This is a genomic window from Ructibacterium sp. SJQ-7 (assembly GCF_054696575.1).
The window spans coordinates 173,871-188,032 of sequence record NZ_CP195193.1 but is presented as its reverse complement, the minus strand read 5'-3'; the positions used below and the strand labels follow the sequence as shown (position 1 = coordinate 188,032).

At 41.0% G+C, this 14,162-nt stretch carries 11 protein-coding genes; 1 reads left to right on the top strand and 10 read right to left on the bottom strand.

Features of this window, described 5'->3' with window-relative positions; translation table 11 throughout:
• The 8 genes from ACSAMO_RS00900 to ACSAMO_RS00865 form a co-directional block, all read right to left on the bottom strand.
• Entirely contained in the window at positions 1 to 606 is a 606-nt protein-coding gene (locus tag ACSAMO_RS00900) for a class I SAM-dependent methyltransferase (RefSeq protein ID WP_499209593.1), read from the bottom strand.
• Positions 606 to 2,336 (bottom strand): ABC transporter ATP-binding protein, encoded by a 1,731-nt coding sequence (locus ACSAMO_RS00895; protein ID WP_499209592.1) that lies wholly within the window; start codon positions 2,334 to 2,336, stop codon positions 606 to 608. Before ACSAMO_RS00895 ends, ACSAMO_RS00900 begins: the two co-directional genes overlap by 1 nt.
• Positions 2,329 to 4,116 carry an ABC transporter ATP-binding protein gene (locus ACSAMO_RS00890; RefSeq protein ID WP_499209591.1) on the bottom strand — a complete coding sequence of 596 codons (1,788 nt, stop codon included), beginning with the start codon at positions 4,114 to 4,116 and terminating at the stop codon, positions 2,329 to 2,331. Before ACSAMO_RS00890 ends, ACSAMO_RS00895 begins: the two co-directional genes overlap by 8 nt.
• Positions 4,117 to 4,196: 80 nt before the next feature.
• Positions 4,197 to 4,814 carry a TetR/AcrR family transcriptional regulator gene (locus ACSAMO_RS00885; RefSeq protein ID WP_295198347.1) on the bottom strand — a complete coding sequence of 206 codons (618 nt, stop codon included), beginning with the start codon at positions 4,812 to 4,814 and terminating at the stop codon, positions 4,197 to 4,199.
• A gap of 85 nt (positions 4,815 to 4,899) precedes the next feature.
• Positions 4,900 to 6,042, bottom strand: a complete 1,143-nt coding sequence (locus ACSAMO_RS00880; RefSeq protein WP_499209590.1) for an S-layer homology domain-containing protein — start codon at positions 6,040 to 6,042, stop codon at positions 4,900 to 4,902.
• A 59-nt stretch (positions 6,043 to 6,101) separates the two neighbouring features.
• A complete protein-coding gene (locus ACSAMO_RS00875) occupies positions 6,102 to 8,525 on the bottom strand; it encodes a leucine-rich repeat protein (protein WP_499209589.1) in 2,424 nt (807 codons plus the stop codon).
• A gap of 12 nt (positions 8,526 to 8,537) precedes the next feature.
• A complete protein-coding gene (locus ACSAMO_RS00870) occupies positions 8,538 to 10,175 on the bottom strand; it encodes a leucine-rich repeat protein (protein ID WP_499209588.1) in 1,638 nt (545 codons plus the stop codon).
• A gap of 15 nt (positions 10,176 to 10,190) precedes the next feature.
• Complete coding sequence (locus ACSAMO_RS00865) at positions 10,191 to 10,385, bottom strand: hypothetical protein (protein ID WP_499209587.1); 195 nt, start codon at positions 10,383 to 10,385, stop codon at positions 10,191 to 10,193.
• Positions 10,386 to 10,484: 99 nt separating this feature from the next.
• Here ACSAMO_RS00865 and ACSAMO_RS00860 point away from each other — a divergent pair, with 99 nt between their 5' ends.
• Positions 10,485 to 11,711, top strand: a complete 1,227-nt coding sequence (locus ACSAMO_RS00860) for an IS256 family transposase (protein WP_499209174.1) — start codon at positions 10,485 to 10,487, stop codon at positions 11,709 to 11,711.
• Between the two features lie 158 nt (positions 11,712 to 11,869).
• On the opposite strand, the gene ACSAMO_RS00855 is transcribed toward ACSAMO_RS00860, so the two are convergent.
• Both ACSAMO_RS00855 and ACSAMO_RS00850 read right to left on the bottom strand, forming a co-directional pair.
• The gene (locus ACSAMO_RS00855) at positions 11,870 to 12,457 is read right to left on the bottom strand and encodes a hypothetical protein (RefSeq protein ID WP_499209586.1); all 588 of its coding nucleotides are present in this window, start codon (positions 12,455 to 12,457) and stop codon (positions 11,870 to 11,872) included.
• Between the two features lie 202 nt (positions 12,458 to 12,659).
• A protein-coding gene (locus ACSAMO_RS00850) for an IS3 family transposase (RefSeq protein WP_499209585.1) occupies positions 12,660 to 14,080 on the bottom strand; the annotation gives its coding sequence in 2 pieces (ribosomal slippage) (positions 12,660 to 13,558 and positions 13,558 to 14,080; 1,422 coding nt in all).
• Positions 14,081 to 14,162: the final 82 nt, after the last annotated feature.

Below are 14,162 nucleotides of genomic sequence, written 5' to 3'. Positions count from 1 at the left end.
TCACTTTTCCGCCGTAACGCACAACCAATTATTCTTTTTCCGAATCTGAATATTGCGAAACGTTGCCTGTCCGAGATATTTTTTCAATTCTGTATCTTTATATATGGTCATTCCCTCAATGATTTTTGTCCATTTCTCATCTTTAGCCTCATCACCGCTAACCTCATTACATATTAGAAATGTTCCGCCGGGTTTCAGTACCCGATAGATCTCACAAAAGCATCTCGGCAAATCCTGCCAAAAATAGATGGTTTCAAAAGCCGTAACAGCATCGAAACAAGCCGCCGAATACGGCATATTCATTACATTGCCTTTCAGAACTGTGCAGCGTCCTTCTGCAACAGCCTTATTATTGACTTTTTTGGATTTTTCCACACTGACAATAGAATAGTCAATACCATTTACAATGCTATGCGGATATTTCTTAAGAAGCTTTTTGATGTTCGCTCCACCGCCGCAGCCACAGTCCAATATCTTGGCATTTGACGAAACTTTCAAGAATTGAAGTCCCCAATGTGCCATAGGTTTGTGTCCTATATTCATCATTGCGGTCATAACTTTCCCGCCGAATCCCACAGGCTTACGAGTGTTTTCAAAAAATGACATTATCTCACCGTCCAATTCTGTCCCTGAAGCTGTAAATCAGCCATTCTCTTAAATATTCCGTTTTTATTTAAAAGTTCCTCCGGTGCGCCTTGCTCGGCAACAATGCCGTCCGACAAAACAACAATTTTGTCCGCACCGGTGATTGTTCTCATTCTGTGAGCAATGACAAGAACCGTTTTATTCCTGATAAGTCTTGAAAGGGCAGTCTGTATTGCGGTTTCGTTTTCAACATCAAGGCTTGCGGTTGCCTCGTCCAAAAGTATAATCGGTGCATCTTTCAAAAATGCTCTGGCGATTGAAATCCGCTGTCTTTCGCCGCCCGACAATTCGCAGCCGTTTTCGCCGATATTGGTATTCCATTTATCGGGGAACTTTTCGGCAAATTCATCACAATTCGCAAGGTGTGCCGCCGCCAAAACCTCCTCATCGGTTGCGCCTTTTCTGCCGAGTCGGATATTTTCCATAATGGTGTTATTAAAAAGCGTTACATCTTGAAAAACGATAGAATAAAGCGTCATCAGCTTTTCGGGATCGATTTTTGAAATATCCATACCGCCGACAGTAATTTTGCCCTTTTGATTATCCCAAAATCTGACCGCAAGCCGTGACACTGTTGTCTTTCCGCCGCCGGACGGACCAACAAGCGCCGTAACCTCGCCCTGTTTTGCGGTGAACGACACATCACTAAGCACCGTTTCGCCGCTCTTGTAGGCAAAGCCCACATGGTCGAAGGTAATGTCGCAGCCTTTGTTTGTGAGAGTATCGCCGCCCTGCTGAATTTCGTGGTCTAAGATTTCGTTCATTCGTGCAACATTTGTCCGCATTGCAATAACCGCCGCAAGGTTTTGAAGTGCCGCCTGCATCGGGTCGTAAAGACGGGATGCAACGAGCAAAAACATAAAAAGCGTTAAAACATCTATTTTTCCGCTGACAAGCCGTGACGCACCGACAAGCGCAACGGTTGCGATGCCGAATTTTAACACCATTCCGGCAGAGGTTACGAAAACGGCGGTGGTTATTTCCGTTTTGAAAGCCCCTTTTTCAACGGAACGAATTTTACTTCTTAAACCTTTAAGGTAACTGCTTTCCGCATTGTTTGCCTTGAGGTCACGCAATGTTTCTATGTATTCCTGTATTCCGTCTGCACAAGCCATTTTGACCGACATATTCCTTTGCTGCGCTCTGTCCTGAACCTTGTAACTCAGCACGATAATCAGCACCGATACGGGAATTACCCACAGTGCCGCAAGCGCCATTGCCTTGTCAAACGCAAACAAACCGAGTGCAATGACTATCGTGGAAATCACCGAGCCGAACAGCGCCGGTATGTAGTGCGAGCAGTCCTTTTCTAAAACTTCGCAGTCTGCCATAATCGTACTTGTGAGGTCGGCAAGGTCTTTTTTGCCGAGAAACGAAAGAGGGAGCTTTCTGAGCCTTTCGGCTAAGCTTAATCTACGTTTTCCGCTTTCCTCGTATGTCGTAAAAAATGTATTGTTATACTGAAACCAAGTTGTAATTAATATAAGCGCAAAGCATATAACGCAGCCGACTGTGTAAAAAACTGCTTTTCCGCCCATATCGCCGCCGAGTAAATCTTTGACCAAATAATATAAAAGTCCTGTCGGCAGCATAAATGCCATATTCTGAAAGGCGCAGGCGATAATGCCTTTTATTAACCCTGCCGCACCGTCCTTTGACGATGCCGTGGCTTTTTGTATAAGCTTAATCATTTCTCGATTCCTCCGTTTCGTTTGATACTTTCCAGCTAACGGATGATTGATAGTCATTTTGCATTTTATAGAACATACCTTTCTTTTCTATGAGTTCCGCTCTGTTTCCGTATTCCGCAACCTTTCCGTCCGAAATTACATAAATGCAATCCGCATTCCGAACGGTTGAAAGCCTGTGCGCAATCATAATAACCGTTTTACCCTCGGAAAGCTTTGCAAAAGCTGTCTGTACTTTTACCTCATTATCGGGATCCGCAAAGGCGGTCGCCTCGTCCAAAATTATAATCGGAGCGTTTTTCAGCACTGCACGGGCAATGGCAATTCTCTGCATTTCACCGCCGGAAAGATAAACTCCTCGACTTCCGATAACGGTATTGACACCGTCGGGGAATTTTTCGATAATATCCATACACTGCGCAGCCCTAAGCGCATTTAAAACTTCTTCATCCGTGGCATTGGATTTGCCCATTTTAACATTATCGAGAATGGACGCTTTGATGAGCTTGCTGTTTTGGAACACAAATGAAACCGTGTTCATAAGTTCGTCCTTGGGAATATCACGAACATCAACACCGCCTATTTTGATACTTCCCGAATTTACATCAAAAAATCTTGAAATAAGGCTTGCAAGCGTTGATTTTCCGCCGCCGGACGGACCGACAAATGCAACCGTCTGTCCGTCTTTTATTTTCAGCGATATATCCGATATAACCTCTTTTTTACCGTCATAGCTGAAATGAATATTTTCAAGTTCAATAGATGCACTTTTAGGCTTTTGCGGATAGTTTCCGATGCTCATAGGCTCGGCATTAAGCACGCTGTCAATTCTTTCGATAGCGTCGCTGATAACCATGCCCTCCTCGCTCATATACATAATTTTTGTGAGCGTGACAGATATTACAGGCGTTATAATTATGTAGAATAAGAGATTTACGAGAAATTCACTATCAACAGTGCCGTTTGTAAACCAAAACGCACCGAGTATTAAAAATGCAAACACACCGTTTATCGCCAAAGTGTATAGCATCATCGGCAGCCGCATATCTTTTGTGTACGCAAGAACCCACTTCTTGTATTCGTCAATCGTGGCTTTGAATTTTTTGAAAGAAAATACCGATTGACCAAATGTTTTCACAACAGGAATACCTCTCACATATTCAACCGCCTCATTGGACATTGCCGCAAGCGCATTGCCGTACTGCCGCATTTTTTCTTCCATTCGTTTTCCCGTCATTGCGGACATAACCGCAAATCCAACTGCAACAGGCACCAAGCTCAAAAGTCCGAGCCGCCAATCAAAAACAAGCAGCAGTGCAAGCAGTCCGACAGGTGTCGCCATTGCCGCATATTTATCCGGCAGCTGATGTGCAAGATAGGTTTCGGTCGCCGCAGTGGAGTCGTTTATAATTTTGCGCAGCTTTCCGCTGCCGAAACTGTCGGTAAAGCCGATGGGCAGCTTTGCAATATGCTCGGTTATGTCAATACGCATATTTGCCGCAATGCGAAATGCCGCAAGGTGAGAGCAGAGCAGTGCGCCGATATAGATTAAATACGATATAATCGCATAAGCCATTGCCATTATGCCGTAATGCGTAAGATTTTGCGCACTGCCGAAATTCGGCGAGGCTTTCAATACCTCGTTGATAATTTTCCAAATGTACCAAAATGGCACAAGTGCAGTCAGTGCGCTTACGGCAGATAAAATCCACGAAACATAAGTAAAATACTTGTGTCCGCCGGCATAAGATAAAAGCCGTGATAAATTTGATTGTTTTTTCAAAACAATTCCTCCTTGCATTGATTTGTTTTAAGTTGTCTTATAGTTAGTTTAACCTAACATATATTCAAAAAATATAGGGATTAAAATCCCATAATTTTTTTCCAGCCGGCAGTATAGAACGCTTTGAGCTCCTCAAGATATTCTGCCGCATTTTCGTGCGGAATATCGTGAATAATCACTTCAAAAAATGCCGAAAACAATCCGCTTGCCAATATATGCTCAAGTGTTTTGTCAACATTGTATTTCGGATAGCCGAGCTGTTCCATTGTTTTTGCAAACTTATGCGTGGCGTCAACTTCGATTTCCGCCATATCGTGAATTATATTTTCATATTTTGTGCCGTCAGAGGAGCAGAGAATAAGTTTAAATTCATCTTTATTGGCATAGCAATAATTCATCATTTTTATCATTCCCTCGCCGGAAAGCTCGCCCATTTGCTGTGCCTGTTCCTTCGGTGAAAGCCTTGTAAAAGCATTTTGCGTTTCACAAAACATACCCATAAGCGTGTCATATTGCTCGCCGACAAGTGCGTCAAACAATTCTTCTTTGCTCTTAAAATAACCGTAAAATGCACCCGTTGTCACGCCGGCATTTTTTACGATTCTGCGCAGTGATGCCGATTGAAAGCCTTTTTCGGAAAATTCAGCTTTTGCAGCCGACAGAATATCATCAAGCGTATTATTTTCGTTTCTATTCATTTTCAGTCCTCCGCAAAACAAAATATAACACTGTTATATTCATAATAACAGTGTTATATCTTTTTGTCAAGAGTTTTATTAAATTTTATTTTGTATTTTTAAAATAAGTTGAAATTCTTGCCATAATCGAAGCAAGCTGCGCACGGGTTAAATTTCCGTTTGGTTCTATAAGTCCGCTGTCATGCCCCTTTATCAGTCCCATTTCATAACAGATTGCCATATCTTCTTTTGCGTAATTAGAAATTTGCTCATAATCGCTATGTTCTTTTATTTTCTCGCTGCCGGTCGGTAAAGGGATCTCTTCGTAATTCAGATAGCGTACAATCATTGCCGACATCTGTTCACGAGTAACTGCACTTTCGGGGGCAAATTCTGTTTCGGAAATACCTTTTACAACACCGTTTTCCGCACCCCATGAAACATAGTTTGCATAGTATTTATCTGCCGTAACATCGGTAAAAGCCGATACTGCACTCTCTGTATTATCTTTTGAAAACCTACCGAGAACGGTAACCGCCATTGCTCTTGTAACAGTTCCGTCGGGATCGAAAATCGTATCCGATATGCCTGCGAACAAGCCGTTCTTTACGCCGCTGTAAATATCGTTTTCCGCCCAATGACCGTTTATATCCGCAAATTTTTTGTCTGAATAGGTTTTTGACGTGTCAGGAATGGGTATGGTTATATCCGGTTCCTTTATACTTCCTCCGCTTGAAGAACTGCCACCACCGCCGCCGGATGTTCCTTGTCGGGTTATTGAAACGGTAAACGGGCTTGATGAGGTATCTCCGTTTGTTTTACCTGTTTCATCAACTATTACAATTTTTGATTCAACTAAGGAAATTGTCCTTATTCCGCTGCCACTGTAAGTATAGTTTAATGTAGCTATTTTCTTTTTTTCGGTGCTGTATTTGTTGGTGTTTGAAAAAAATCCGAAATACAGACATCCGTCTTTTATAGTCTGTACCTTTGACTCATTCTGCAATTCATCTGACAAGACAAGTGATTTAAATTCTACATCGCTTTGTGATGGTTTAATACCAAATTCCGCCCCTGCATATGTACTGTCAGCTTCTAAAAAAATATCAAACGAAATTTCTTTATCGTTTTTACCGAGCGTGATGCTTGTGCTTGAGGGCGTGATTTGTGCCGCATAGGCAGCAACAGACGAAATACTCAAACAAACAATCACAGCAGCCGAAAACAGCTTTTTTGCTATTTTGTTCATAATATCCTCCTACTTAAATGACAGGGCTATAGTAGAATACAGCCCTGTATCATGCGTCATTATTTTGTAAAATTCAGCCAAATTTCCATATAATCCTCGATGTCGATTCTGCCGTCATCGTTGAAATCGCATTTTGATGCATCATTCCAGTTTGAACTGTTCTTATCTGCACGATAGTAACGCTGTGCTTCGGTAATATCCAAAAGATCAATCGTTCCGTCTTGATTTACGTCATAGGAAAGTGCATCCGTAAAGGTTGCCTCGGATGGGTCGATTCCGTTCACTTTGCCGTATTTTACGGTTTTATCGGCGTCCCAACCCGATACCTTGACATCGGTGATTTTCAGTGTAGCATTTTCGGCGTTGACAGTAATTTTTGCAATATCTGCGGACTGAGCCGACGAAAACAGTTCGCCGTTTGCATTGAGATAACCCAAAACCACTTTGCCGTCCTCTGCGTCGCCAATGACGGTAAATCCGTTAATTCCGCTGACTGTTACATCATTGGTTGATGTTTCAAAAGTAATTTGAATATTTGCAATCCTTGACGATTCGGAAAGTGCAAGCGTGAAATACGATTTTCCTTTTTCGGAAACCGCTTTATCCGCTTTAAGCGATACTTTGGTTTCGATTTTTTCCTCTGCCGGTTTTGGGGTTTCGGAATCCGTAACGGAGATTGTGCAAGTAGCATTTACACCGTTCACTGCCGTTGCCGTGATTTTTGCACTACCTGCCGAAACGGCGGTTATAACGCCCTTGCTGTCAACGGTCGCTACCGTGTTGTCTGAGCTTTCCCAACGAATTGATTTATTCGTTGCCGTTTGTGGCAGTACCGTTGCCGATAATTGTAGTTTGTCTCCCTTTTTCATAGCTGCGGTGGTTTTGTTCAGCGTTACTTTCGTTACTTCGTGATCTTCTCCGCCGGATATTGAAGAATCAATTACTGCAAAATATCCCAAACTGTCCGTCTGTACGGTAAAGGTCTTGCTTACTTGCGATGATGAAAATTCCACCGCCTCGCCGTTTTCATAATAGTACAGCTTTGCATTTTTGGAGCAGCCGTCCGGAAGTCCGACACTGATTGTATAGGTATCGCTTTCGGGGGTTGCGGATACTTCATATACTTTCAAAATTCCGTTTTCCGATTTTGCCTGAAATGCATCATATTCGTTGCCCGAATTTATCTCATTCACAACAAGCTGCGAATTGATTGAAAACTTTCCCTCAACCCTGACTTTTTTGTCGAGATTGATTAAGTAAAAGCTTCCGAAATCAACACCGTCAAGATTGGATACACTGTCAAGAATTTTGTATTGATAACCCCAGTCGGCAACATTATTCACCGCCCATCGCTCTCCGTTTGAGCCTTTCTCTACATATACAACAAGGCTTTTCGGACTGTCGGGGAACATATCATAAGCTCCGAGCGTATCATCATTCGGAAATCCCGTGACACTTGCCGGAATCACCACTCTTTGCAGATTGGTGCAGCCCTCAAATGCCGCCAGTGTAATATTCACAAGTCCGTCCGGAAGAATTAGATTTGTAAGCGATTTGCAATCGGCAAATGCATACATTTCAATATTGGTCGCCGCTTGTGGGAACTCGATTGACGAAAGGCTTGTACAGCCTTTGAAAATGCTGTGCGGTATGCTTGTCAGATTTTTCGGCAACTGAATATGCGTAAGCTTTGTGCAATCTTCAAACGCCCCGGAACCCAGCGACTCTACCGTATCGGGTACTGTTACATCGGTTAATCCCGAATGCTCAAAAGCGTTGCCTCCGATGATTTTTACGGTTTCGGGAATCTCTATATCCGTCAGCTTTTCGGCATTTTTGAATGCCCCTGACCAGATGCGGTCAACGGTTCTTCCTTGAACGCTTTCGGGGATACTGTATAATCCCTCTCTACCGCTCGGATAAGCCGTCAATGTCAAATTCGGATCGTCATACTGCGGCTCACCCTCATTGACCCGCGGTCCGAACATAACGCCATTATCGTCCGTATAATAATACGGGTTTTGCGGATGTACCTTTATTTTTTCCATACTGCTGCAACCTTTGAATACATTCGCCGTCACATAGCTTGCCACTGCGGGAATTTCACATTCCGTAAGTTTCGGGCAATTTGCAAAAGCATCCAATCGTATAATCAAATCGGCTCCGTCTGTCGGGTCTTCAAATATAACCCGTTCCAATTCGGTACAGCCGTCAAATGCATGGTAGCCGATTACCTGTACGCTGCCTGGAATTGTTACGCTTGTGATATTATCGTTATTTAAAAATGCCTCTCCCGCAATAATGGTGACGGTATCGGGAATTTTTATATCTCCGCCGTCTCCGAAATAACCGAGGAGCTGACCGTCTTTGATATTTGCACCAATCAGTCCGTCATTGCCGGCAGATACGCTGACGGTAAATCCCATCAGCATAGCCGCAATCACTACAAGAGAAGATAATCTGTTAAAAATTTTATTCTTCATATATACTCCTTTTTAGAAATCGCTTAAATGATTGAATATGTCTATGTAGTCCTGAATGTCAACCTTGTTGTCGCCGTTTACATCCATTGCTTTTGCTTTTGCCCAAGTTTCATCCGATGATGCTACCTGATAGTATCTTTGCGCCTCGGTAATATCAATAATATCGACCGTACCGTTGCTATTTACATCATAATTCGGAACAAATACGTTTGCCGATGATGTGCCCATTGTGACTGTACCGTTCATTGCCGACTCATCTTCACCGACAACGCCTGCCGCTTTCGCATCGGTTATTTTTGCAGTGATATTTCCCTTTGCATCAGCTTTTAAAGGAACGGCAATTTCTGCAAGCTTTGTTTTTTCTGCTGAAGAAAATCCCGAAACATTTCCGGTAATTCCGACATATGCCTTTAAGATAAGTTTTCCGTTTTCTTCTGTCCAGTTTGATGTTCCGCTTGTGAATTTGTCATTTGCAACCGTAACCGTACCTTCACTAACCTGTGCCGCATCGAATGACACCTTTAAAAGAACCGCATTCACATTTTCGGCGTTATCAAAATAAATGCTGTAAACCGCTTTTCCATCCTTTATTTCCGGCTCTGCCGAAACAGAAAAGCTTGTGGAAACCGTCTTGACTTCAGGAGTTTGCCCCGCAACAGTTATAGTTGTTTTTTCGGGTGTATAATATTTGGTATATGCAGATGTGGATTCAAAAATCTTTGCAACTTCTTCGTTTTTCACAATGACCTTGCTGCTGGTATTCATCTCGGTGCAAATTTCCGAGCCGATTGACGGAGCTGTTTCATGCTCAAGGACAATTTCCTCAATGGCTTTCATTCCGTTAAATGTGTAGCCACCCAAGCTTGTAATGCTTGCCGGAACGGTAACTTTTTTCAAAACAGAGTTGTTTCTGAAAAGGTGCATTGCAGTGGAAGTTACTGCTTTTCCGTTCACTTCTGTCGGAATGGTGTATTCCGTTTCCGGTTTTCCGCCGGGATATACAACCATTACCGCCTCATCATCGCTGACATTGTAAAGTACATTATCAACAGTGGCAAACTTTTGCGCACCGTCTTTCATTGTGATTGATGTCAATGCATCGCAGCCGTACAGAAAATTGTATCTTGTCGAGCTGAGTCTTGCCGGAAGCTCAATAGAGGTGAGTGCGGTACAATTTGCAAATGCACCTAAATTGATCGTAAGCGACGCTGCCGTATCATCGTCAAAATTTACGGTATTAAGTGCTGTGCAGCCGGAAAATGCGTTTGTTGAAATCATATCCACAGATCCGGGGATTTCAACGCTTTGCAATCCCGTACAATCCTTGAACGCACTGAGTCCTATTTCCGTATATCCGTCCGGAATCGTGACGCCGGTAATACTTTCGTTTCCCTCAAATGCATTGCCGACAGAGGTTATCTGATATTCCTTCCCGTTGATTTCTGCGGTTGTCGGCAAAGTGATTTCGCCGCCTTTGCCGTTATATGCCGAAATGCTTACCACATACGGCGAGGAGTAGCCGGATTTTGAGCGATCAACCGTAAAATCTCCGACCGTTGTAGTGGCAGCATTGGCGCTGACCGCGCCGATTCCCATCAGCATCACTGCCGAACACATCGTTATCATTGTTTTTTTGAATAAATTTTTCATCGCATAATCTCCATTCTATTTATTTATCGTTGCTTTATCCGCAAATGGACGCATTGATGCCATACTATCCCATATCATAACTGATATAGACTCGGAATTAGTGAAATCAATTCCGCTGACATCAAGTTTATTTTTGCCTTGCTGTAATGTAACATTTTCTTTCTGAGCGCTTACCAATTTGCCGTTTTCGTCATATGCCGCAAAAATCACATCGACATTTTGAGCTTTAGAAGGAGAGTGTGAGAAAAAGTCTGTAAAAAATAATCCTTCTATGATAGAATATAAATAAATCATAGGAGGAATTTTTTTATGGCAAGACGTAGACGAGAAAGAATGAGTGAAGGAAAGAAGAATATCATTGCCGGATTGATTCAGGAATACAACATCAAGACAGCAGAAGATATTCAAGAGGCACTAAAGGATCTGTTAGGCGGTACTATTCAGGAAATGATGGAAGCTGAACTGGATGAACATTTAGGCTATGACGAATATGAACGCAGTGACAATCCGGATTATCGAAATGGAGTAAAACACAAAAAACTTCGTAGTTCTTATGGTGAGATACCTATTGATGTTCCACAAGACCGTGACGGTGATTTTGAACCACAGATAGTCCCTAAACGAAAGAAGGACATATCAGCAATAGAACAAAAAATCATTGCTATGTCGGCAAAGGGCATGACAACAAGACAAATTTCTGATATTGTGGAAGATATATATGGTTTTGAGGTAAGCGAAAGTATGGTAACCGCAGTTACAAATAAAATATTACCTCAAATAGAAGAATGGCAACAACGCCCTTTATCAGCTGTGTATCCGATAGTTTTCATTGATGCAATCCACTTTTCGGTTCGTGATGAACATATAGTGAAAAAAATAGCTGCATACATAATTTTGGGTGTAAATGACGAGGGCAAGAAGGAAGTTTTAAGCATAACTATAGGTAAAAATGAGAGTGCGAAATATTGGCTTGGAGTTTTAAATGAACTCAAAAATCGTGGTGTTAGAGATATATTAATATTATGTGCAGACGGTTTATCAGGAATAAAGGAATCAATAGCAGCAGCCTATCCAAATACGGAGTATCAGCGTTGCATTGTCCATCAAGTGCGCAATACATTGAAATATGTAGCGGAAAAAGACAAAAAAGCATTTGCAAATGATTTAAAGAGTATATACCATGCACCGAATGAAGAAAGCGGATATGAACGTATGCAGAGTGTCACAAAAAAATGGCAAGAAAAGTACCCTAATGCAATGAGAAGATGGGAAGAAAATTGGGATGTTTTATCACCGATGTTCAAATTTTCAGCAGAAGTCAGAAAAGTCATGTATACAACAAATGCAATAGAAAGCCTTAATAGCGTACTTCGTCGATTGAATAGCCAAAGGAGCGTATTTCCGAGCGATACAGCCCTTTTAAAGGCACTGTATTTGGCAACCTTTGAAGCAACAAAGAAGTGGACAATGCCACTTAGAAATTGGGGCAGAGTTTACGGAGAACTGTCAATTATGTATGATGGACGACTTGTTTAGCATATATTTTTACATTTGTATAGTGTGAAAAATACGGTCTTTTGCAAGACCGCTCTTGACGCGGAAGAAAATCCGTGCTATATTACAAAAAGGCAGATAAGCTGAATTTTGCTTATCTGCCCAAATAAAACTAAGTATTTTATCATAGAAAAATTAATTTACAGAAATAATCTCACACTCTCTTTAGAAGAAAGAATATCAACAGCATTTTGAGTAAAATCTAAAACGCTGCACTCATTTACCGCATATTTTATACTTGTTTCGTAAACTTTTACTTCTCCTTTTACCGCAGTACCGTCTGTTTCGGTAATTCCGGCACATATCACATTTGATATATCCGCAATAAACTCCCCGGTTGAGGAAACATCAATCGGAATGACGATTTTCGCAACCTTAATTCTTTCGTTTGACGAAAACCCCATTTTATTACCGGTTCTTCCGAGGTATCCTTTTACAGAAATCCTGTTGTCGGTATTCCAAGTTGTATGCAATATGTCAAAGCATTCGTTTTTTTCAAGAGTTGCTTTTCCGACATTTTTACCGTCAAAATTCATCTCAAAGAAAAGCGTACTTAAACAGTTCGTGTTTTCTAAGTATAAATTATACTCTATCCCTGCTTCGGTGCGTTTTGGTTCAACCGCTAATGTGGTTTGCGGTTTTTTCTCTGTCTGTGCAAAGACAGCAATGTTTGTTATTACAATCAACACAGTTACAATTACTCCGATTATTTTTTTGCGTAAGTTCACTTGATCACCTCACTGCTTTAGTTGATTATTAGATTAGTTTTAACTAACTTACCTGTAAAAAAAATAAATATTTCGTACATCACTCCTCATTTGCAGTTTGTCTTAACTAACCGTAGTATTTTTAAAAAGAGCCCTGTTTGATGTGACCCCCAAAAGTTAGACTTTTTATAGCGTAGTAGTTTTAACGACTGCTACGCTATTTTTATGCAGCCAAGGTGTTGAGCCGATACTCAACCGGACTCATCCACCCAAGTTTTTCTTTTATTCTTTTCTCGTTGTAATATTTTATATATCTTTCAATAGCATCTTTAAGCTCTTCAAAGCTGTAATATGTAGTTCCATAATACATTTCCTGCTTTAATATTCCAAAGAAATTTTCCATCACAGAGTTATCATAACAATTTCCTTTCCGAGACATACTTTGAAATATTTTGTTTTCTTTAAGAACAGAGGAATATGCACCCATTTGATATGCCCAACCTCTGTCTGAATGGAATGTTCTTCTGTATGGGCAATCAGATGTTATTTCTATTGCTTGTTTCTGTGCCGATAAAACACTTGCCGCTGATGGAGTTTTGCTTATACCATAGCTTAACACTTCACCATTAAACATATCAAGAAATGGGTCTAAATACAATTTCTTAATTACCATTCGGCCTTTGTTGTCAATCTCATAATACTTAAATTCGGTCGTGTCAGTAGTTATCTTTTGATGCGGTACAGATGTATTAAATCGCCTGTTAATTCTGTTTGGTGCTATTTTACCAACATTGCCTTTGTACGAATTATATCTGCGACTTTTTCGAGTAAATGATGTGACCTGGAAACATAATTTTTGCATGATTCTTTGAACTTTCTTTTTATTCACAAAAATCTTTCTGTTTCGTAATTCTCTATATACCCGTCTGTAACCGTAATCCTTGTTTTCTATATGGATTTTAGTGATTTCATCCTCCAACTGTTTATCAGGATTTTCTCTGTCAAATCGTTTTTGCCAATACATATATGTTGCCTTTGGAAAACCGACTACTGCGAGAATGTCTTTTAATTTGAACTGTCCTCGGAGACTGTGGACGATTCTCGCTGTTTTTTCAGAAGAGTTTCCTCCTCTAAACGCAGTCTCCTCAATTCTTTTAAATATGCATTTTCTATCCTAAGTTTAAGTAGTTCGTCTTCAAGTTCTTTGACATGCTCGGCACTTGTATCCACGGGTTTTTCTCCGTCATATTTAGAAGGCTTTTTACATTCTCTTATATCCAATGTTTTCTTACGACCTTTCTTTTTAGGTCTCAAAGCATCAGGACCGGCAATTCTGAAATCATTGACCCATTTTACAATCAATGATGGATTACTAATTCCTTGTGATAGTGCTAATTCCTGATATGAGACCTCACTTGATAGATACAATTCTACCATAGAAAGCTTAAATTGAAAAGTATATTTCTTATTTTGTCTCGAACGCATTAACCCTTCTTCACCAAATTCTCTGTATGCGTGTACCCATTCTTCAATTCTCCTCTTTGCAGGAATGTTATATTTACTTGCTAAATATCTATACCCACCTTCAGCATTTAGATATGCCTGCACAACCTCCATTTTAAATTCAAAACCATATTTTGCCATGAAAAAAACCGACCTCCCAATAGTTAGATTTTTGGTCTAACTTTTGGGGGTCGGTTCATTTCAGTTAGCTCTTACTTTTATA

Bases quoted from the DNA above. Each gene is read 5' to 3' on its own strand.
- ACSAMO_RS00900 (WP_499209593.1), bottom strand. From the start codon at position 606: ATGTCATTTTTTGAAAACACTCGTAAGCCTGTGGGATTCGGCGGGAAA.
- ACSAMO_RS00870 (WP_499209588.1), bottom strand. From the start codon at position 10,175: ATGAAAAATTTATTCAAAAAAACAATGATAACGATGTGTTCGGCAGTG.
- ACSAMO_RS00860 (WP_499209174.1), top strand. From the start codon at position 10,485: ATGGCAAGACGTAGACGAGAAAGAATGAGTGAAGGAAAGAAGAATATC.
- ACSAMO_RS00885 (WP_295198347.1), bottom strand. From the start codon at position 4,814: ATGAATAGAAACGAAAATAATACGCTTGATGATATTCTGTCGGCTGCA.
- ACSAMO_RS00880 (WP_499209590.1), bottom strand. From the start codon at position 6,042: ATGAACAAAATAGCAAAAAAGCTGTTTTCGGCTGCTGTGATTGTTTGT.
- ACSAMO_RS00875 (WP_499209589.1), bottom strand. From the start codon at position 8,525: ATGAAGAATAAAATTTTTAACAGATTATCTTCTCTTGTAGTGATTGCG.
- ACSAMO_RS00895 (WP_499209592.1), bottom strand. From the start codon at position 2,336: ATGATTAAGCTTATACAAAAAGCCACGGCATCGTCAAAGGACGGTGCG.